This window comes from Brucella pseudogrignonensis (assembly GCF_002252525.1).
Taxonomy (GTDB): domain Bacteria; phylum Pseudomonadota; class Alphaproteobacteria; order Rhizobiales; family Rhizobiaceae; genus Brucella; species Brucella pseudogrignonensis.
The window spans coordinates 98,926-119,682 of record NZ_NNRM01000017.1; the positions used below are offsets into that span (position 1 = coordinate 98,926).

The following is a 20,757-nucleotide window of genomic DNA, read 5'->3' on the forward strand; positions in this document are numbered from 1 at the left end:
TCGGTAGAGGTCTTTGCGGTTTGCTGAATGGAGAGAAATATGGCTAAAGTTATTGGTATCGATCTGGGAACGACCAACTCCTGCGTTGCCGTCATGGACGGAAAAAGCGCGAAGGTCATTGAAAATGCTGAAGGTGCTCGCACGACGCCTTCGATTATCGCTTTCAGCGATAGCGACGAACGCCTCGCTGGCCAGCCTGCGAAGCGTCAGGCTGTCACCAACCCTGAAGGCACTCTGTTTGCCGTAAAGCGCCTGATTGGCCGCCGCTTTGATGACCCAATGGTCACAAAGGACAAGGATCTTGTACCTTACAAGATCGTCAAGGGCGACAACGGCGACGCATGGGTCGAAACCCACGGCAAGAAATATTCGCCATCGCAGGTTTCGGCCATGATCCTTCAGAAAATGAAGGAAACCGCTGAATCCTATCTCGGTGAAACTGTTACGCAGGCCGTTATCACGGTTCCAGCATACTTCAACGATGCTCAGCGTCAGGCAACCAAGGATGCCGGTAAGATCGCTGGTCTTGAAGTTCTGCGTATCATCAACGAACCAACTGCTGCAGCTCTCGCCTATGGTCTCGACAAGAGCGAAGGCAAGACGATTGCCGTTTACGATCTTGGCGGCGGTACTTTCGACGTGTCGGTTCTCGAAATCGGCGACGGCGTGTTTGAAGTTAAGTCCACCAACGGTGACACGTTCCTCGGCGGTGAAGACTTTGACATGCGTCTGGTCGAATACCTCGTTGCCGAGTTCAAGAAGGAAAGCGGCATCGATCTGAAGAACGACAAGCTTGCTCTGCAGCGTCTTAAGGAAGCTGCTGAAAAGGCAAAGATCGAACTTTCGTCGGCTCAGCAGACCGAAATCAACCTGCCGTTCATCACGGCTGACCAGACCGGTCCTAAGCACCTTGCTATCAAGCTTTCGCGCTCGAAGTTCGAAAGCCTGGTTGACGATCTCGTGCAGCGCACGGTCGAGCCATGCAAGGCAGCGCTCAAGGATGCAGGCCTCAAGGCTGGCGACATCGACGAAGTGGTTCTGGTTGGCGGCATGACCCGTATGCCTAAGATCCAGGAAGTCGTGAAGCAGTTCTTCGGTAAGGAACCGCACAAGGGCGTTAACCCGGACGAAGTTGTTGCCATGGGTGCTGCAATTCAGGGCGGCGTTCTGCAGGGCGACGTCAAGGACGTTCTGCTGCTCGACGTAACCCCGCTTTCGCTCGGCATTGAAACGCTTGGTGGCGTATTCACCCGTCTGATCGATCGTAACACGACGATCCCGACCAAGAAGTCGCAGACCTTCTCGACCGCTGAAGACAATCAGTCGGCTGTGACGATCCGCGTTTTCCAGGGCGAGCGCGAAATGGCTGCCGACAACAAGATCCTCGGCCAGTTCGATCTCGTTGGTATTCCGCCGGCACCACGCGGCGTACCGCAGGTTGAAGTGACTTTCGACATCGACGCCAACGGTCTCGTCAATGTGTCCGCGAAGGACAAGGGCACCGGCAAGGAACACCAGATCCGCATTCAGGCATCGGGTGGTCTTTCGGATGCCGACATCGAAAAGATGGTCAAGGACGCAGAAGCAAACGCTGAAGCTGACAAGCAGCGTCGTGATGCTGTTGAAGCCAAGAACCAGGGCGAAAGCCTCCTTCATTCGTCTGAAAAGTCGCTGAAGGAATATGGTGACAAGGTTTCGGCTGAAGACAAGCAGGCAATCGAAGGCGCAATCGCAGCCCTTCGTACCTCGCTTGAAGGCGATGATGCTGAAGATATCAAGGCGAAGACGCAGACCCTTGCCGAAGCTTCGATGAAGCTTGGTCAGGCCATGTATGAAGCAGCACAGGCTGCTGAAGAAGGTGGTGCTGCCGGTGGTGAGCAGGCTTCTTCCAACGATGACGTTGTTGACGCCGATTACGAAGAAATCGACGACGACAAGAAAAAGTCGTAAGCCTTGTCCGTAATGCTAAGGCCCGGGACGTCAGTCCCGGGCTTTTGCGAATTTTCGGGACGGTTGCACCGGACGGACAGAAACAACAAGAATAGTCCAGCAGTCATACCACTCGATCAGAGGTGTGATTTGTGTCAAACAGGACCGTGGAGACGCTACCGTAAAGACGGATGCGATCCAGCCGTCGGGATAACGAACTAATGAAGATCGATTACTACGAAGCTCTAGGTGTTGAGAGAACAGCAGACGATAAGGTGTTGAAGACCGCCTTTCGTAAGCTTGCCATGGAGTATCATCCGGATCGTAATCCGAACAATCCGGATGCTGAACGCAAGTTCAAGGAAATCGGCGAGGCCTATGAAACGCTGAAGGACCCGCAGAAGCGTGCAGCTTACGACCGCTTCGGTCATGCAGCCTTTGAAAATGGCGGCATGGGTGGCGGTGGTTTCGGCGGCGGCTTTGGTGGTGCCGGCGGTTTTTCCGATATTTTCGAAGACATCTTTGGCGAGATGATGGGTGGCGGTCGCCGCCGCTCAAATGGCGGACGCGAACGCGGCGCCGATCTTCGCTACAATATGGAAGTAAGTCTGGAAGAAGCTTTTTCCGGCAAGGCCGCACAGATCCGTGTGCCGACTTCCATCACCTGTGATGAATGCTCAGGTACGGGCGCTAAAGCCGGTTCGCAGCCGACCACCTGTACCATGTGCTCCGGTTCGGGCCGCGTGCGCGCAGCACAGGGCTTCTTCTCTGTTGAGCGGACCTGTCCGACCTGTAACGGTCGCGGTCAGATCATCAAGGATCCTTGCGGCAAGTGCCATGGTCAGGGCCGTGTTACGCAGGAGCGTTCGCTTTCGGTCAATATCCCGGCCGGTATCGAAGACGGTACTCGTATTCGTCTGGCTGGCGAAGGTGAAGCCGGAACGCGTGGCGGACCATCGGGCGATCTTTATATCTTCCTGTCGGTTAAGCCGCATGAATTCTTCCAGCGTGATGGGGCTGATCTTTACTGCAAGGTTCCAATCTCGATGACGACGGCAGCACTGGGTGGAGATTTTGAAGTTTCCACGCTTGATAGCACCCAGACTCGCGTGAAGGTGCCGGAAGGTACACAAAACGCCAAGCAATTCCGCCTTAAAGGCAAGGGTATGCCGGTTCTGCGTCAGCAGGCAGTGGGTGATCTCTATATCCAGATCGATATTGAGACGCCGCAGAACCTTTCCAAGCGGCAACGCGAGTTGCTTGAGGAATTTGAACAGCTCTCATCCAAGGAGAACAGCCCGAAATCGGCAGGCTTCTTCTCCCGGATGAAGGAGTTTTTCGAAGGTATAGGTGAGTGATGAAAAGGGAGCCGTTTGGCTCCCTTTTTTTATACTTTCCTTATTGTCGCCTTGCCTAACCAATCCAATGCGGCATAAACTTGTCTGATAACGACAATGGGAGCAGTGAGAATGGCAGGACAGCTCGGCAGGAAACTGGCCGCTAAGTTCGATGAGGAAATCCGTTTTTTCAAAGGCTGGATAGACGGACCGAAGGCGGTTGGCGCTATATTGCCGACAAGTTCGATTACCGCGCGACGCATGGCGAGTGTTATCGATACGAAATCAGGCCTGCCTGTTCTGGAGCTCGGACCGGGAACAGGTGTTATCACCAAGGCTATTCTTGCGCATGGCGTGAAGCCTTCCGATCTTTACTGCGTTGAATATTCTTCAGATTTTGTCGAACATCTCGACCGGACTTTCCCCGAAGTGAACATTATCCAGGGCGATGTATTCGATCTGGATAGCGCTTTGGGCAATATGAAAGATCAGAAATTCGACAGCATTGTTTCAGCAGTTCCGATGCTGAATTTCCCAATGCCAAGCCGCATTCAGCTGATGGAAGATCTTTTGTCCCGAATTCCGCGCGGCCGTCCTCTCATACAGATTACTTATGGTCCACGTCCGCCAGTGCCAGCTGGCAAAGGCAATTACACTGTGCAGCATTACGATTTCGTCGTGCGCAATGTTCCGCCCGCACAGCTCTGGGTCTATCGTAGTCCGCTCGTCTGACCTTTTACGGAGTATATTAATCCATGACGGCAAAGATCCTGATCTTTGCGGGTTCTACCCGCAAAGGCGCTTTTTCAGGCCATATGGCAGAGGCGGCTTCCAGAGAGCTGGCGGCACAAGGTGCGAGCATTACGCATATTTCGCTGGCTGATTATCCGCTTCCCTTCATGAATGAAGATCTGGAAGCTGAAGAGGGTATTCCTGAAAACGCCATGAAGCTTGGTCGTCTCTTTGCCGAGCATGACGGGCTGATGATCTGCTCTCCGGAATATAATGCATCGATCCCGGCACTTCTCAAAAACACGATCGACTGGGTCAGCCGTATTTCGAAGGATGGCGATAAGCCGCTCAAGCCTTATGCGGGTTTGACTGTCGGGCTTTGCTCGACTTCCAACGGTGCTTTCGCCGGTATGCGTGGGCTTTATCACCTGCGCGCTGTTCTGATGAATGTCGGCACGCATATCGTGACTGAGCAGTGCTCGGTTAGCGGTGCCGCCGATGCTTTCAATGATGATGACACGCTCAAAAATGAGCGTCAGGCAAAGATGCTGAGCGCTGTATGCGCGAGCCTGATTAAGCACTCGGTCAATCCGGGACGCTGATAATTGGCACTATCTGCACATTTCAGGGCGCGGTATCTTTCGTACCGCGCCCTGTTGTGCGAATAGCATAATCCGACTGGAGCGGAGCGTGGATCGATAAGATTATGCTTCAAGTAAAAGACATTAGAGCGCCGATCTGATTAAATCCGATCGAAACGCGCTCTAAAACTAAAAATCACAGCGGAGATTACCATGACGACGACAGATTTGCGCGATCAGCTGATCGTGGGCCTCGACGTGCCAACCGTTGCTGAAGCGGAAAAGGTAGTTGAAGAGCTTGGCGATGCGGCCACTTTCTACAAGATCGGCTACCAGCTTGTGTTTGCAGGCGGTCTTGATTTCGCAAAGAGTCTGATTGCGGCAAAGAAAAAAGTCTTTCTCGATATGAAGCTCCTCGACATCGACAATACCATTGCCAAGGGCGTGGAAAATGTCGCGAAGATGGGCGTTTCCATGCTTACCCTCCATGCTTATCCAAAGGCCATGCGTTCGGCTGTGGAAGCGGCCAAAGGATCTGATCTTTGCCTGCTTGGCGTGACGGTCCTGACTTCGATGGATGATGCTGATCTGAAAGAGGCGGGTTATTCCGATACGCCGGAAGCACTGGTGCTCAAGCGTGCGCAACAGGCGCGGGACGCGGGCATGGGCGGGATTGTTGCGTCGGCTGCCGAAGCCTTTGCCATTCGTCAGGCCATCGGCCCCGATATGGCCGTCGTTACCCCAGGTATTCGTCCGGCGGGAGCCGAGAAGGGCGACCAGAAGCGGGTCATGACACCAGCCGATGCGTTAGAAGCCGGTGCAAGCCATCTCGTCGTTGCGCGACCAATTGTCGGTGCAAGCGATCGCAGGGCTTCAGCCCTTGCCATTCTGGAAGAAATGCGCTCGGTTGCCTAATCGGTTTCTGAGGAGGATGATATGACCAAAGCCTATTGGATCGCCCGCGTGGATGCCCGTGATACGGAGCGCTACAAGGATTATGTCTCGACCGCCAAGCCTGCTTTCGAGCGCTATGGTGCGAAGTTCATCGCTCGTGGCGGTAAAGCCGAAGCCGTCGAAGGTCCGGGCCGCGCCCGCAATGTCATCATCGAATTTGAAACGATGCAGCACGCGCTTGATTGCTACAACTCGCCGGAATATCAGGCTGCAAAAGCCATCCGCCAGACTGTGGCGGACGGCGAAATTGTCATCGTCGAAGGTGTATAAGCATGTCTCCCAAAAGTGGGAACCGGTTTTGGGTTAAAGACATGCGAAAGACAAAGAACTAAAGCGTGTACGCTTTAATTATAGCCTGACCGGCGGATCATGACGTCCGCTGATCGAAAGATCTAGCAATATGACCTTGCCCGCATGTGGATCAGCATTGCGGGCATTTTCATTCATACCTTCATGCGCGCTGGTGACGATCAGCACAGAGGCGTCTGCGCCAATAAAGGCCGGGCAGGTTGGCTGACTAACAGGAAGCTTGATCGAGCGTATCAAACGGCCCTGCGGCGAGTAGGCATTGAGCGCACTGCCGCCCCAGCAAGCATTCCACAGCGTTCCTTCTGCATCGACCACCGAGCCATCAACGCCACCGTCTTCCACGCGATGATGGAACACACTTTTTTCCGAGACCGGCAGCCCGGTTTCGGGATCAGTATCGACCCGCCAGATGATATTGCGGTCGGTATCGGCAAAATAAGCGATCTTGCCATCCGGCGAAAAGCAGATCGAGTTGGTGATCGTGATGCCAGAGAAAAGCTTTTTGACTTGCCCCGCGCGATACCACCAGATTGAGCCAGCATCCTTCTCGGCTTTCTTGCCCATGGTCCCGATCCAGAAGGAACCTGACGGATGCACACGCGCATCATTGGAGCGTGTGACGTCATTATCGGCTTCCAGCGGATGGTGCAGCGTCAGGCGTCCACTGCCACGCTCGCGCACAAACAGACCATGTTCGCTGACGATCAGCTGCCGCTCACGATCAATGACTGCAAGCGCACTGGCTTTCATCCCCAGATCATGAGTGCGGACTTCACCACCATCATCTTTTTCGATCAGTCTCTGACCCAGAATATCGAACCACCAGCATTGAGCGGTCAGTGGATCATAGCCCGGACCTTCTCCCAGTTCCGCGATATGTTCGGCAAATATGGTTGTGTTGACTGCGCTCACCTGTTCCTCCCGGGCTTTGCCGTTTCAACATAATGAAGGGCATGGCGGCGATCTAGTTGCAAATGTTTAAGTGATCAGAAAGTTCTATGTTGCTTGGCGAAACCGTTTTAAGTTCCGGCAACTGAGAATCGCGAGGAAATCATGTCGCTAAAAGTTGCGGTCCAGATGGACCATATCAGCACGGTCAATATTACAGGTGACACCACTTTTGCTCTGTCGCTTGAAGCGCAGAAGCGCGGTCATGAACTGTATCATTATACACCTGATCGTCTCTCTATGCGTGACGGCGTTGTTACGGCGCGACTTGAGAAACTCGAAGTGCGTGACATCAAGGGCGATCATTTCACGCTCGGTGAGCCGGTTCGCCGCAATATGCTGGACATGGATGTGGTGCTGCTGCGCCAGGACCCACCATTCGACATGAACTACATCACCAATACGCATCTGCTGGAGCGCATCCATCCAAAGACGCTGGTGGTCAATGATCCGGCCTGGGTTCGTAATAGCCCGGAAAAGATTTTCGTCACTGAGTTTCCCGATCTTATGCCGGAAACGCTGATCACCAAAGACCCGCAGGAAGTGCTCGAATTCCGCCGTGAATTTGGCGATATCATTCTGAAGCCGCTATATGGTAATGGCGGTGCGGGCGTGTTCCATCTGGCCGATGGTGATCGTAACCTGACCTCTCTTCTGGAAATGTTCGGCCAGCTTTTCAAGGAGCCGTTTATTGCGCAGCGTTACCTCAAGGATGTGCGTGCCGGTGACAAACGCATCATCCTGATCGATGGTGAACCAGTTGGTGCGATCAATCGTGTGCCTTCGGAAACCGATGCGCGCTCCAACATGCATGTCGGTGGTCGCGCTGAACAAAGCAAGCTGACGCCGCGTGAGCAGGAAATCTGCGCCCGCATCGGACCGTCGCTTAAAGAACGTGGTTTCATTCTCGTCGGTATCGACGTGATCGGTGACTACATGACCGAGATCAACGTGACTTCCCCAACGGGTATCCGTGAGATCGAGCGCTTCGACGGCACCAATATTGCGGCCCTGTTCTGGGATGCAGTTGAAGCCAAGCGCAAGTAACACGCGTCTCTTCGGCGAAAAATTCATAGGGTCGGTCTGAAATAATCAGATCGGCCCTTTCTCTTGATTGCACCTACCGAAAATGCTTAAATCCTATGGTTGTATTTAAGCATTTTCTCACGTTTGAGATGTGTTTCGTGTTGTGCGGGGGCATATGGTAGCGCGGGTGGGGACGGTTGCCTTTCAGGGCATAGAGGCGGTGCCTGTCGATGTGCAGGTGATGGTGGCTCCGGGTAAAATGGGCATGTCGATTGTCGGCCTGCCCGACAAGGCGGTGGCTGAAAGTCGGGAGCGGGTACAGGCAGCGCTCCACGCTTCCGGGCTTTCCATGCCGACCAAGCGGGTGACAATCAATCTGGCACCCGCCGATTTGCCCAAAGAAGGCTCGCATTACGATTTGCCGATTGCTGTTGGGCTTATGGCTGCCATTGGTGCTATTCCGGCGGATGCTATTCAATCCTACATGGTGCTTGGTGAATTATCGCTCGACGGCACAATCACTGCCGCCGCGGGTGTCCTGCCTGCTGCAATCAGTGCGAATCGTGAAGATAAAGGTCTGATCTGTCCCCATGCTTGTGGCTCGGAGGCTGCATGGGCGGGGGCAGATATTGATATTCTTGCGCCGCGCAGCCTAATCGCGCTGGCCAATCATTTCAAAGGCACACAGGTTTTGACACCGCCTGAACCATCTATGCGCGTTTCAAGCGAAGTGCAGCCCGATCTGGCTGACATCAAAGGGCAGGAGACAGCCAAGCGTGCGCTTGAGATTGCAGCCGCTGGTAATCACAATTTGCTGCTAGTTGGCCCTCCAGGATCAGGTAAGTCCATGCTGGCGCAGCGACTGCCGTCGATCCTGCCAAAACTCAGCCCACGCGAGCTGCTTGATGTGTCGATGATTGCATCTATCGCTGGTGAGCTTTCCGGCGGAAAGCTCTCTGATTGCAGGCCGTTTCGTGCGCCGCATCATTCCGCATCCATGGCGGCGATGGTGGGTGGCGGTTTGCGGGCAAGGCCGGGAGAAGTGTCGCTCGCGCATAATGGCGTATTGTTTCTCGATGAGTTTCCCGAATTCTCGCCACAGGTGCTCGATTCGCTCCGCCAGCCGCTGGAAACAGGCGAATGCATGATTGCCCGGGTTAATCACCGCACTAGCTATCCGGCGCGGTTTCAGCTGATTGCGGCAATGAATCCATGCCGATGCGGTATGGCAGGAGAGCCGGGACATACATGCGCGCGTGGACCGCGTTGCCAGAGTGATTATCAGGCACGAATTTCCGGTCCTTTGCTGGATCGCATCGACCTGCGCGTTGATATGCCGGCTGTCTCGGCGCTTGATCTCATTCAGCCATCGCAGTCTGAGCGAAGTGAGAGCGTCGCCAAGCGCGTGGCGCGGGCGCGGGCGATCCAGAGTGCGCGCTATGCAGCGCTCGGGCTCGATGCGTCGATGACCAATGCCAATTGCTCGGCAAATCTGATCGAGGAAGTGGCAAGACCCGACGCCGCTGGTGTTAAATTGTTGCGCGATGCCAGCGAGCAGATGCGCTTTTCCGCGCGCGCTTATCATCGCATTCTGAAAGTGGCCCGCACTCTGGCTGATCTTGACGGTGTCGATCAGATCAGCCGGATACATCTTGCCGGTGCGATTTCCTATCGTATGGGAGCAGAGAGGCTGTCTTCTGTGGCGTGAAAACCGCCACAGAAGTCCTGATCCTCATTGGTTCAGTTTGCGTGAAGTGTCACGGAGCCATTGTTGAGGAAACAGGCTTTGCTGAACAATGACAGGTCAAGTGGATTGGGAAGGCGTACGTCGCTTAAATCCGGGCAAGTTTTGATCTCGGCATCGAACGAGCGGTCGATCTGCGAGATGCAGAGAATGGTCATGCCTTTGTTGCGTGCAAAAGCCTCTAACGCTCGGATCTGCACCATCAGTTCCGGCTTCTCACGCTTCTGATCCAAGAGTTGAAGATAATCGATCACGATGCAGGTGCCATGCGGTTCGTCTTGCGCCTGACCGATTATGTAATCAGCACTGATTGCCTCGGATGTGTCGAACACGAACAGATCATTGAAGTCGCGCTCATTGACACCAAGCATGTCAAATCGCTTGGCAATGTCTTTTCGTGTGTAATCGAGAGAGTAGAACAGACCGCGCTGCCCCTTTCTCATCGCCTCAATGAGGATTTCAAGACTGAGCAGTGTTTTGCCATGGCCTTGGCGTGCGCCTACCAGAACCAGATCGCCGGGATGCAGGCGCGCATATAGCGCTGCTGCTGAAACCGCGTCTGATTGTTTGTGTGTCAGCATACTCCAGCTTTTGAAGCCTTCACATGCTGCAATGCGATCCAATGCAGCATGGAGCGGTATATTTTCATCCCGCGACATAAGTTTCGCACGGCGTTTCAAGTGATAGATGGGAGCCGACAATTTCATCAAAACCTCCTATGCGAGCCATAATAGCAATCCCTCCTTATGCTTTCGCCCGAACAGTTGGTTTGATGGTTAGATTTCCCGCATGAATAATGCTTTCCCGATTGGAGGGGGGAGGCTTGGAAGCAGCCAGAATCAGAGCTTAATCCAGTTTTATTTTGCAGGAAATAGTTCAACGACAGACATGCGTTAAAAAGAAAGGGCCGGAGAGTAAAACACTCTCCGGCCCTGCGTTTGATACGATGTTCGTCTGTTTACTTAACCGAGCCAACCAGCAGATTGTCCTGAGATTCGATTGTGACCCAGCGACCGGTATTGTTTGCGGCCTGACGCTTCAGATAGGTGTAGTCGGTTTCATCCCAACGCAGAACTTCGTCAGTCAGATTGTCGAGAACGAAATCGCCACGATCTGTGCGAACGGTCAGAACCGCATGGCCTTCGCCGTCTGGCTTGCGAACAACCGTGATCAGCAGGTCGGTCATCGGAATGCCAGCCTTGGCCAGTTCACGCTGCTTGAGCAGAACGTAGTCTTCGCAATCGCCAACAGTGGTCGGGTAAGCCCAATATTCCTCTACACCGTAGATTTCCATATCGGTCATCGGCTTGATGCGCTCATTAACCGAGAGATTGACGGTCTGAATATTCTGCCAGTTGGCGTTGTTGAGCAGAAGCGGGCGGGTATCGCGGCTCACGATGTTGCATTCAGCAGCTTCACGCTTGCAGAACTCGTAATGACCGATTGGCTGTGAGGTCAGTTTACCTGTCTGCATATAGGCTCCCGATGCAGCCTGAGCACCAAAGCTCGAGACGAGAGCAGCAATGCCAATGCTGGCAGCAGCGATAAACTTAATGCTCGAGCGAACTACGCAAAACATACTCAAAGCCCTTTTCACAGCCCGCACTGGGCATTTATTAACGAAAAGTTAAAATATGAAACATGGTCTGAGTCAATTGAGACTGTGGCGTCTTCGCCCAACATCTTAATTAATGGTTAACGCGGGTATGTATCTGAAAACACATCTATAAATTGTATTTATGGATGCAAAAAACCGCCGCTTGGAAGGCGGCGGTTAGGAAATTACTTATATAAAATATAGGCTTATGCGAAATCTTTCGCCGAAATGGAACAGCTTTTAAATAGGGGCTGGAGAAGGACAGCCATCCTCATGTGATTTCTAAAGTGGTGTGAAACAGACGTTTGTGTGTCCGGCGCCCACAAAACCAAGGCGCTGAGCCGCTCCCTTGGAAAGATCGAGAACGCGCCCCTTAATGAACGGACCGCGATCATTGATACGGACGACAAGCGACTTGCCGTTTCTCTGGTTGGTCACTTTTACCTTGGTGCCAAGCGGCAGTGTTTTGTGAGCCGCGGTCAGACCAGCTGGGTTCATGCGTTCGCCCGATGCCGTGCGGGAGGTGAGTGCATACCAGGAAGCACCGCCACAGCGCGCAGCCTGAGCTTCCATTGCGGTGATCGAGAAAAGACCTGTGGTCGCAACGGCGAGCATAGCCATACGGATTTTGAAGTTCATACTGATTCCAAGAGTCGTTTCGAAGTGCCTTCACAGTCTTGACTGAGAAAGGCCGACGGGAACTGGAATCTAAATGTGGCGATGGCGTGATATTATTGAGAGTATTATGAGGTAATTGATTCAGAAGATTGTGCGGAAAATGATCCTATACTATGCGTTGTTTATTTGATGATTCAAGAAAAACTCAGGAATATTTTGAATTTAATCGCGTTGTTTCTGTAAAATCGCTTACGATTCGTTAAGATTCGACCGCCTGCTTCGCAGAGCCATGTTTTCAAGCGCCGGACTCAAGAAAAGCTGCTTTGGCTGAGAGGGGTATTTAGCCGCGGCAATACAATTTTTATTTGTATTCCTAGTTTTCGATCCATCACCGCAAGATGACAAAATCTGGCCTTTTATGGGCAAAATACAACCAATGGGTGTTGTCTGGCCGGTAAAGTTTACCGCAACATCTGTAACTTTTGTTGAAATCCGGCGCGATGACACAGTTTTGACCGCTGGCCAGATGCATTCAAAAGCCAAAATCCTGCTATAAGCGCTCAGCTTCAGAATGGAATATGATGCAGGATAATTCGCAAAAGGACGATCAGGACACCGCGCGCCCCGCCGTCTCGGCTGGCAAGCGCGTGGTCTATCTATGCCTTGGCTTTCTCATGCTGGCACTTGGCATCATTGGTGCCATTCTGCCGGTGATGCCAACCACCATTTTCATCATCCTTGCGGCATGGTTTTTTGCGCGTTCGTCACCGAAATTCGAGGCGCGTCTGCTGGCCGATCCGCGTTTTGGCCCGATGATCATCAAATGGCGTGATCGTGGAGCCATTCCACCAAGGGCAAAGCTCTATGCATGTCTTGGCATGACATTTGGCTACGGCATGTTCTGGTGGGGCGCACAGCCTGGCCCCTTGCTTGCCGTTTCAGTTACGGTTTTTATGCTTGGTTCTGCGGCTTATGTCCTGTCGCGCCCGAGCGAATAGCGACAATATCAGAAGGGGGAGTTTCTGATGCCTTTGCCCATCATCAATCCGCTTATCGATAAGCTCTCTGCGCCACCCATCCCAGCTGTTCAGGCATGGGCGCGTCAATATGATGGCGCGCATGGACCTCTGGTCGATCTGTCGCAAGCCGTACCCGGTTACCCACCGCATCCTGATATGCTGCGCTTTCTTGGCGAAGCTGCAAGCTCGGTCGCTTACGCGGGCTATGGTCCGATTGAGGGAGAAACCGTTCTGCGGGAAGCCTATGCCCGGCATGTCGGCAATCTTTATGGAGCGGAGATCAAGGCTGGCAATATTCATATAACGTCGGGCTGCAATCAGGCGTTCATTGCGGCAATCATGTGCGTTGCTCAAAGCGGAGATACGGTTCTCGCCACCGATCCATTCTATTTCAATCACCAGTCATCGTTGGAAATGCTGGGAATTCGCTCGGAAACGATGCTTTGCCGAGCCGAAAATGGCTTCGTGCCGGATATAGAAGATGTGCGGGCCGCATTGCATAAAGGCGTGCGTGCGCTGGTGTTGGTTTCTCCCAACAATCCAACCGGTGCAATTTATCCGCCGCAGCTACTGGCGCAAATCTATGCGGCCTGCCGTGACAATGGAACATGGCTCCTGTTGGATGAAACCTATCGCGATTTTCTCAGTGACGCTGATCAGGCTCCCCATGATCTCTTTAAAGAAGCCGATTGGCCGTCACATTTGATCCAGCTTTATAGCTTCTCGAAATCCTTCTGCATTCCCGGTCACAGGCTAGGCGCAATCGTAGCGGGTGCTGACATGGTGGCGAATGTCGCCAAGGCCATGGACAATCTGCAGATCTGTGCAACCCGCGCGCCACAGATTGCGGTCAGTCGGGCTATCGAGCCGTTACAGTCCTGGCGTGATGACAATCGCAAGGAGATTGCACGACGGGCAGAGGCTTTACGTGTCTCGATGAGTAATGTCGTCGGTTGGCATGTTGAGGCGGTGGGTGCCTATTTCGCTTTTGTGCGGCATCCTTATGAGGGTTCGTCTTCTGTCGCGGTTGCCGAGAGGCTTGCCAAAACGACTGGCATCATTACCTTGCCCGGCAGCTTCTTTGGTGAAAGTCAGGATGCTTTCCTGCGCTTTGCTTTCGCCAATGTCGATGTCGCAGGCATTGAGGCGACTGCTGCACGATTGTCATGTTTTAAAATGTGAAGCAGCAGGCCCGCGTGGAAAACCCCACAAAACCGCGGGCAAAGGCGATTGATACAAAGCTGTTACACTACTGTCATATGACTGTTATATAGAGCGCGTAGACGGCTGGTGACGCTTTCACGTCATGTGTCTTTTACAACAGGGGCTGGTGCTCATGAACAAGATGATTTCCTCGACCGCAGCGCTCGCAATTGCTGCAGTATTGTCGGTTTCCGCTGCGAATGCGCGCGATCAGATTCAGGTTTCCGGTTCCTCGACCGTTCTGCCTTATGCCAAGATCGTTGCTGAAACCTTTGGCGAAACCTATCCTAACTTCAAGACGCCGGTCATTGAATCGGGCGGCTCTGGCGCAGGCATCAAGGAATTCTGTAAGGGCGTCGGTGAAAACACCATCGATATCGCCAATGCATCGCGCGCCATGAAGGGCACCGAACTCAAGTCCTGCATCGACGCTGGCGTCAAGGAAGTTCAGGAAGTTCGTTTCGGTTATGACGGCATCGTCTTCGCAACCGACGCAAACGGCCCAGACTGGAAGCTCGCTCCAGTTGATGTTTACAAGGCACTTGCTGCCAAGCTCGTCGTAGATGGCAAGCTCGTAGACAATCCAAACACCAAGTGGAATCAGGTCAATGCAGACCTGCCAGATTGGGACATCACCGCTTATATTCCTGGCGAAAAGCACGGCACCCGTGAAGTTTTTGAAGAAAAGCTTCTTGCTGACGGCTGCAAGGAATCGGGCGCTCTTGACGAAATCAAGAAGACTGGCCTCGACGACAAGGCTTCGGCTGCTGCCTGTATCGCTGTTCGTAAGGACGGTAAGGCTGTCGACATCGATGGCGATTACAGCGAAACGCTGGCTCGCATCGACTCCAACAAGCAGGGCGTTGGCGTTTTCGGTCTCTACTTCTTCGAAAACAACGCTGACAAGCTGAAGGTTGCAACCGTCAGCGGCGTCAAGCCATCGGCTGAAACTGTTGCTTCGGGCGAATATCCAGTTTCGCGCCCACTGTTCTTCTACGTGAAGAAGGCTCACCTGGGCGTTATCCCAGGCCTGAAGGAATATGTTGACTTCTTCCTGTCCGAACAGATGGTTGGTCCAGAAGGCCCGCTCGCTGAATACGGTCTGGTTCCAGCGCCAGATGCAGAGCGTGAAGCTCAGCGTACTGCCTTCACTGAAGGCAAGGTAATGGAAGCTAAGTAAGCTTTGATCTGTGGAATGTGGGGAGAACCTCTCCCCACATTCTTCTTCTTTTGCGCATGTCGTTTAGGACGAGCGCATTCGCATGGACATTGTTGTGCTGGTTCACAGCATTTGTCTTAGTTTTGGGGCAACCGGGGAAATTGAATGTCCTTCTTTCTGGTTCTCGTCAGTATTGTTGCAATCGGACTGATCGGCTTTTTCATTGGCCGTCAACGCGCCGTTGCACTCAATAAGGCGCAACCTGCAGCCGGATCAGGCGCAGGGGTAGAGAAAATGCATTCCCGCCCGCATTATCATGGCTGGTGGGTTTTCCTCGTTTCGGCTCTGCCCGCAATTCTGTTTCTCGCGGTTTGGGCGGTCGGTACGTCGGTTTATCTTGATCATACGGCAACTGCCCGTATGCCTGAGGCTGTTGAGGATGGCTCCTATTCAGAGCGCAGCTTGCAGCTCGGTATGATCCGCAGCCTTGCCGATGGTATCGTAAAGCTGACACCCGCCGAAATCGAAAGCTTCCCGCAGACCTATAAGGATGCGCGCGAAGTTCTCGGCTCAAAGGGCTTAGCACTTGCTACTGAAGGTCAGGACTATATGGTCCCGATCGCTCTCTTCCTTGAGCACGCCAACAAGATTTCTCACACGGTCGGCAGCGTTATTGCGCTGGTGATTGCCATAGCAGGCCTCGTTTTCGGTCTGTCGGGGATCAAACGCCGTACGCGCGCCCGTAATAATGTCGAGCGCATCGTGCTGTGGGGGCTCGTTGCCTCCTCCGGTATCGCGATCCTGACGACCATCGGCATTGTTTTCTCCGTTCTGTTCCAGACGGTTACTTTCTTTCAGTCTATCGCTCCGATGGATTTCTTCTTCGGTACGGTTTGGGACCCACGCTTTGCAGCTGCAGGTTCTGGTGGTGAAGTCGGTCAGTTTGGTCTTATCCCGCTTCTGGCCGGTACGCTCTACATTGCTTTCGTGGCCATGCTGTTTGCAGTGCCCGTCGGTCTGTTCTCCGCGATCTACATGGCCGAATATGCGTCGCCGAGAGTCCGTACCGTTGTTAAGCCGCTGCTTGAACTTCTGGCTGGTATCCCGACCATCGTTTACGGCTTCTTCGCGTTGATTACGGTAGGCCCGTTCCTGCGTGATCTCTCGGCTGCCATTGCAGGCGGTCAGGGTTTCATCATGGCGCAGAGCGTGCTGACGGCAGGTCTCGTCATGGGTGTGATGCTCATCCCGTTCGTGTCGTCGCTGTCTGATGACATCATCACATCGGTTCCGCGCTCGCTGCGTGACGGTTCGCTCGGTCTTGGTGCAACGCGTTCGGAAACGATCAAGCGTGTTGTTCTTCCCGCTGCACTTCCGGGCATCGTCGGTGCTCTTCTGATGACAGCATCGCGTGCAATCGGTGAAACGATGATCGTGGTTCTCGCAGCCGGTGTTGCAGCGCGTCTTACGGCCAATCCGTTTGAAGCTATGACCACCATTACGGTCAAGATCGTCAACCAGCTGACCGGCGACCTTGAATTCGACTCGCCGCAGACGCTTGTTGCCTTTGCGCTGGGTATCACTCTTTTCGTCCTGACGCTGATCATGAACATCTTTGCGCTCTACATCGTTCGCAAGTACCGGGAGCAGTACGAATAATGACCGATTCAACTTTCAATGCTGCTGGGAATGCCGTGGCAACACCCCAGCGCCGCGATATCGGAATCAAGCGTCGCTACGCTGCTGAACGGCGCTTCCGCCTCTATGGCATCGTTGCCATTGCGATTGGTGTGTTCTTCCTTTGCGCGCTTCTGTTCTCGGTTTTCTCGAAGGGCTACACGGCGTTCGGACAGACGACGATCTATCTGCCGGTCAAGCTTGACGAGCAGGTTATTGATCCGGGCAACAAGCGCGCGACCGATCCGAATGTGCTGATTACCGCAAACTACCCGCTTCTGGTCCGCAACGCGCTGGCTGAGAAACTGGGTGTGGCATCGACAGATCGCGCGCAATTGCGTGAGGTTGGCCGTTTCTTCTCTGACGGTGTTCGCGTTCAGCTTCGCCAGATGGTGATGGATAATCCATCGCTTATCGGGACTACGCAGACGGTTCCGGTTCTTGCTGCTGCTGATATCGACTCTGCTTATAAGGGCCAGATCGATCTGTCGGTTGCCGAGGCAAACCGTAAGGTTTCTGACCGCCAGGTCGCCTGGATGAAGACGCTGACTGGTGAAGGCATGATGAGCGAGGCCTTCAACTGGGGTCTGTTCACCAATGGTGCGTCCAGCCGTCCTGAAACCTCTGGTCTGGGTGTCGCGCTGGTCGGTTCCTTCTACATGATGCTGATTGTGTTGGTTCTTGCACTGCCCATCGGTGTCGCTGCTTCGATCTATCTTGAGGAATTTGCGAAGAAGAACCGCCTTACCGATCTGATCGAAGTCAACATCAACAATCTGGCTGCTGTGCCATCGATTGTGTTCGGTCTGCTGGGTCTTGCAGTCTTCATCAACTTCTTCAACCTGCCGCGTTCAGCCTCCATTGTTGGTGGTCTGGTGCTGACATTGATGACGTTGCCAACCATCATCATCGCAACACGTTCGGCACTTCGCGCTGTACCACCATCGATCCGTGCGGCGGCTCTGGGGCTCGGTGCTTCGAAGACGCAGATGGTTTTCCATCATGTGCTGCCGCTTGCGGCACCTGGTATTCTGACCGGAACGATTATCGGTCTGGCTCAGGCTCTTGGTGAAACTGCACCGCTGCTGCTGATCGGTATGGTGGCCTTCGTTGCCAATATGCCGACAACCCCGATGGACCCTGCAACGGCTCTGCCTGTGCAGATTTTCATGTGGGCCAATGAAGCCGAGCGTGCCTTTGTAGAACGGACATCAGGCGCTATTATTGTCCTGCTCCTGTTCCTGGCAGTAATGAATATTGCAGCAATTATTCTGCGCCGCCGCTTTGAGCGCCGCTGGTAAACGGGAGAGAAATGATGAATCTCATGACTGAACGATCTCTCGAAAAAGCCGTAGGAGAAAAGATGAACACCAACGCCCCCTCCGTTAAGATGCGCGGTGACAAGGTCTGCGTGTTTTATGGCGAGAAGCAGGCTCTGTTCGAAGTCGATCTGGAAGTTCCGGAAAAGATGGTCACAGCGCTGATCGGTCCTTCGGGTTGCGGCAAGTCTACCTTCCTGCGTTCGCTTAACCGCATGAACGACACCATCGAAGGTTGCCGCATCGCGGGCAAGATCACGCTCGACAACGAAGACATCTACGATCCGAAGATCGACGTTGTTGAATTGCGCGCTCGCGTTGGCATGGTGTTCCAGAAGCCAAATCCGTTTCCGAAGTCGATCTTTGAAAACGTCGCCTATGGCCCACGTATTCACGGCCTTGCCCGCAACAAGACCGATCTCGAAGAAATCGTTGTCACCAGCTTGCAGAAGGCCAGCCTCTTTGAAGAGGTTAAGGATCGTCTGCATGATGCCGGCACCGGTCTTTCCGGTGGTCAGCAGCAGCGTCTGTGCATCGCGCGCGCTATTGCCGTCAGCCCTGAAGTGATCCTGATGGATGAGCCCTGCTCGGCACTCGATCCGATCGCGACCGCCAAGGTTGAAGAGCTGATCGACGAACTGCGCCAGAACTACACCATCGTCATCGTTACACACTCCATGCAGCAGGCCGCACGCGTTTCGCAGCGTACTGCCATGTTCCATCTGGGCAATCTGGTGGAAGTGGGTGATACGGACGTGATGTTCACGGCACCGACCGAAAAGCGCACGCAGGACTACATCACCGGTCGCTTTGGCTAATTAATTGGAACGGGAGCGGCGGCTGGTTTGAGAACAAAGCTGTTTGGCTTCCCCGCAATTTACATTGAGGTCTATTATGGCGTCTCAGCATACTGTTAGCGCTTACGACGAAGAACTGCAGTTCCTCACGCATAAGATCGCCGAGATGGGCGGTCATGCAGAGCGCATGGTCGAGCAGTCCGTTGCAGCGATTGTCAATGCCGACAATGCACTTGCCCAGCGTGTTATCTCCGACGATCTCATCCTCGATGCAAGCGAGCGCGAGATTGATGATAAGGCCGTAATGATTATCGCCAAGCGCCAGCCAATGGCTGTCGATCTGCGTGAAATCATCGGCTCGATCCGCATCTCTGCCGATCTGGAGCGCGTTGGCGATCTTGGCAAAAATATTGCCAAGCGCGTTGCTGCGGTTTCGGAATCGCGCCAGCCGGTCAAGCTCTATCGCGGCCTTGAAACCTTGGCTGAGCTGGCTCTCACCCAGCTCAAGGACGTGCTCGATGCCTATGCAACGCGCTCGGTACAGCAGATCAACGTCGTTCGCGACCGCGATGACGAAATTGACTCGATGTACACTTCGCTGTTCCGCGAGTTGTTGACCTACATGATGGAAGATCCGCGCAACATTTCCGCCTGCACGCATCTTCTGTTTTGCGCAAAGAACATCGAGCGCATTGGCGATCACGCAACCAACATTGCTGAGACGGTCTATTACATCGTGACCGGTCTGCAAATGCCTGCGGAGCGCCCAAAAGAAGACCTGAGCCACGGTATCGTCGTGGACGAGGCGCGTAAATCCTAAGAACATCTGGCACCGCATTCGTGCGGTCCAGATGCCTGCATGAATATGAAAAACGCGACGGCACGCGGTCGATCGGGGGCTTGTATCTTCCGCTGCCTCAAGCGCATCCCAAAAAGTGCGAAGCGATTTTGGGAAGTATATGCGATAAAAACAAGTGCTTAGAGCATGATCCAATTTAGTCGGATCACTGGCGCTCTAAATTTTGGATAGGAAATACTGGATGTCACAGGCACCCAAGATTGCTGTGGTTGAAGACGAAGAAGCCCTGAGTGTACTCCTGCGTTATAATCTCGAAGCCGAGGGGTATCAGGTTGATGCGATGCTGCGCGGCGATGAAGCCGAAATCGCACTTCGTGAAAATGTGCCGGATCTTCTTATTCTGGACTGGATGCTCCCTGGTGTTTCCGGGATCGAGCTGTGCCGCCGTCTGCGCCAGTGGCCGGAAACAGAGCGTCTGCCGATCATCATGTTGACCGCACGCGGTGAAGAAAGCGAACGCGTTCGTGGCCTGAGTGTGGGTGCCGATGATTATGTCGTCAAACCTTTTTCGACACCGGAATTGCTGGCTCGTGTCAAAGCCATGCTCCGTCGCGCCAATCCGAGTGTGCTGTCGCATGTGCTGAAAGTCGGCGATCTTGTTCTCGACCGCCAGCAGCATCGCGTCTATCGCAAGGAAAAGGAAGTCCGTCTCGGACCGACAGAATTCCGCCTGCTCGAATATTTCATGATGTCGCCGGGCCGTGTCTTTTCGCGTAGTCAGCTGCTCGATGGTGTCTGGGGGCCAGACATTTATGTCGATGATAGAACAGTCGACGTGCATGTCGGACGTCTTCGCAAGGCGATTAATGTTGGTCGCGCGCTTGATCCTATCCGCACGGTACGCGGTGCTGGATACTCATTCGGATAACCAAATCTCGATTTGCAGAACCCCATACAAGCGGCTCGTTGCTGAAAATGCGACGGGCCGTTTTGCATAGTGGGCAAGAGC

General features: G+C 53.7%; 20 protein-coding genes. 16 read left to right on the forward strand and 4 right to left on the reverse strand.

Features of this window, described 5'->3' with window-relative positions:
- The first annotated feature begins 39 nt into the window (after positions 1-39).
- The 6 genes from dnaK (at position 40) to CEV34_RS07120 (ending at position 5,803) form a co-directional block, all read left to right on the forward strand.
- Positions 40-1,950, forward strand: coding sequence for a molecular chaperone DnaK (gene dnaK, locus CEV34_RS07095; RefSeq protein ID WP_007872704.1), 1,911 nt, complete (start codon positions 40-42; stop codon positions 1,948-1,950).
- A gap of 200 nt (positions 1,951-2,150) precedes the next feature.
- Positions 2,151-3,287 (forward strand): molecular chaperone DnaJ, encoded by a 1,137-nt coding sequence (dnaJ, locus tag CEV34_RS07100; RefSeq protein ID WP_007872706.1) that lies wholly within the window; start codon positions 2,151-2,153, stop codon positions 3,285-3,287.
- Positions 3,288-3,398: 111 nt separating this feature from the next.
- Positions 3,399-3,998 carry a phospholipid N-methyltransferase PmtA gene (gene pmtA / locus CEV34_RS07105; protein ID WP_007872708.1) on the forward strand — a complete coding sequence of 200 codons (600 nt, stop codon included), beginning with the start codon at positions 3,399-3,401 and terminating at the stop codon, positions 3,996-3,998.
- 23 nt (positions 3,999-4,021) lie between these two features.
- Complete coding sequence (locus CEV34_RS07110) at positions 4,022-4,600, forward strand: NADPH-dependent FMN reductase (RefSeq protein ID WP_007872711.1); 579 nt, start codon at positions 4,022-4,024, stop codon at positions 4,598-4,600.
- 192 nt (positions 4,601-4,792) lie between these two features.
- Complete coding sequence (gene pyrF, locus CEV34_RS07115; protein WP_007872714.1) at positions 4,793-5,494, forward strand: orotidine-5'-phosphate decarboxylase; 702 nt, start codon at positions 4,793-4,795, stop codon at positions 5,492-5,494.
- 21 nt (positions 5,495-5,515) lie between these two features.
- Complete coding sequence (locus tag CEV34_RS07120) at positions 5,516-5,803, forward strand: DUF1330 domain-containing protein (RefSeq protein ID WP_007872716.1); 288 nt, start codon at positions 5,516-5,518, stop codon at positions 5,801-5,803.
- Positions 5,804-5,881: 78 nt separating this feature from the next.
- Here CEV34_RS07120 and CEV34_RS07125 read toward each other — a convergent pair whose 3' ends face one another.
- The gene (locus CEV34_RS07125; protein WP_007872719.1) at positions 5,882-6,754 is read right to left on the reverse strand and encodes an SMP-30/gluconolactonase/LRE family protein; all 873 of its coding nucleotides are present in this window, start codon (positions 6,752-6,754) and stop codon (positions 5,882-5,884) included.
- Between the two features lie 141 nt (positions 6,755-6,895).
- Here CEV34_RS07125 and gshB point away from each other — a divergent pair, with 141 nt between their 5' ends.
- Both gshB and CEV34_RS07135 read left to right on the forward strand, forming a co-directional pair.
- Complete coding sequence (gene gshB / locus CEV34_RS07130; protein WP_007872723.1) at positions 6,896-7,837, forward strand: glutathione synthase; 942 nt, start codon at positions 6,896-6,898, stop codon at positions 7,835-7,837.
- Positions 7,838-7,991: 154 nt separating this feature from the next.
- Positions 7,992-9,524 carry a YifB family Mg chelatase-like AAA ATPase gene (locus CEV34_RS07135; RefSeq protein ID WP_007872733.1) on the forward strand — a complete coding sequence of 511 codons (1,533 nt, stop codon included), beginning with the start codon at positions 7,992-7,994 and terminating at the stop codon, positions 9,522-9,524.
- A 32-nt stretch (positions 9,525-9,556) separates the two neighbouring features.
- On the opposite strand, the gene CEV34_RS07140 is transcribed toward CEV34_RS07135, so the two are convergent.
- The 3 genes from CEV34_RS07140 to CEV34_RS07150 form a co-directional block, all read right to left on the reverse strand.
- Positions 9,557-10,267, reverse strand: coding sequence for a DNA helicase (locus tag CEV34_RS07140; RefSeq protein ID WP_007872737.1), 711 nt, complete (start codon positions 10,265-10,267; stop codon positions 9,557-9,559).
- Between the two features lie 251 nt (positions 10,268-10,518).
- Positions 10,519-11,139 (reverse strand): transglutaminase-like cysteine peptidase, encoded by a 621-nt coding sequence (locus CEV34_RS07145; RefSeq protein WP_007872739.1) that lies wholly within the window; start codon positions 11,137-11,139, stop codon positions 10,519-10,521.
- Between the two features lie 300 nt (positions 11,140-11,439).
- Positions 11,440-11,796 carry a septal ring lytic transglycosylase RlpA family protein gene (locus CEV34_RS07150; protein WP_007872763.1) on the reverse strand — a complete coding sequence of 119 codons (357 nt, stop codon included), beginning with the start codon at positions 11,794-11,796 and terminating at the stop codon, positions 11,440-11,442.
- A gap of 560 nt (positions 11,797-12,356) precedes the next feature.
- Between CEV34_RS07150 and CEV34_RS07155 the strand changes: the two genes are divergently transcribed.
- From CEV34_RS07155 to phoB, 8 genes are all read left to right on the forward strand, one after another.
- The gene (locus CEV34_RS07155) at positions 12,357-12,773 is read left to right on the forward strand and encodes a YbaN family protein (protein WP_039859404.1); all 417 of its coding nucleotides are present in this window, start codon (positions 12,357-12,359) and stop codon (positions 12,771-12,773) included.
- 33 nt (positions 12,774-12,806) lie between these two features.
- Positions 12,807-13,976, forward strand: a complete 1,170-nt coding sequence (locus CEV34_RS07160) for an aminotransferase (RefSeq protein ID WP_039859407.1) — start codon at positions 12,807-12,809, stop codon at positions 13,974-13,976.
- A 154-nt stretch (positions 13,977-14,130) separates the two neighbouring features.
- Complete coding sequence (locus tag CEV34_RS07165; RefSeq protein WP_064322288.1) at positions 14,131-15,177, forward strand: PstS family phosphate ABC transporter substrate-binding protein; 1,047 nt, start codon at positions 14,131-14,133, stop codon at positions 15,175-15,177.
- A gap of 144 nt (positions 15,178-15,321) precedes the next feature.
- Positions 15,322-16,815 carry a phosphate ABC transporter permease subunit PstC gene (gene pstC / locus CEV34_RS07170; RefSeq protein WP_094543489.1) on the forward strand — a complete coding sequence of 498 codons (1,494 nt, stop codon included), beginning with the start codon at positions 15,322-15,324 and terminating at the stop codon, positions 16,813-16,815.
- A complete protein-coding gene (gene pstA / locus CEV34_RS07175) occupies positions 16,815-18,134 on the forward strand; it encodes a phosphate ABC transporter permease PstA (RefSeq protein WP_007872773.1) in 1,320 nt (439 codons plus the stop codon). Before pstC ends, pstA begins: the two co-directional genes overlap by 1 nt.
- A 62-nt stretch (positions 18,135-18,196) precedes the next feature.
- The gene (gene pstB, locus CEV34_RS07180) at positions 18,197-18,970 is read left to right on the forward strand and encodes a phosphate ABC transporter ATP-binding protein PstB (protein ID WP_231193899.1); all 774 of its coding nucleotides are present in this window, start codon (positions 18,197-18,199) and stop codon (positions 18,968-18,970) included.
- Between the two features lie 76 nt (positions 18,971-19,046).
- The gene (phoU, locus tag CEV34_RS07185) at positions 19,047-19,769 is read left to right on the forward strand and encodes a phosphate signaling complex protein PhoU (protein ID WP_007872775.1); all 723 of its coding nucleotides are present in this window, start codon (positions 19,047-19,049) and stop codon (positions 19,767-19,769) included.
- Positions 19,770-19,989: 220 nt separating this feature from the next.
- A complete protein-coding gene (gene phoB, locus CEV34_RS07190) occupies positions 19,990-20,676 on the forward strand; it encodes a phosphate regulon transcriptional regulator PhoB (protein WP_064322291.1) in 687 nt (228 codons plus the stop codon).
- Positions 20,677-20,757 lie beyond the last annotated feature (81 nt).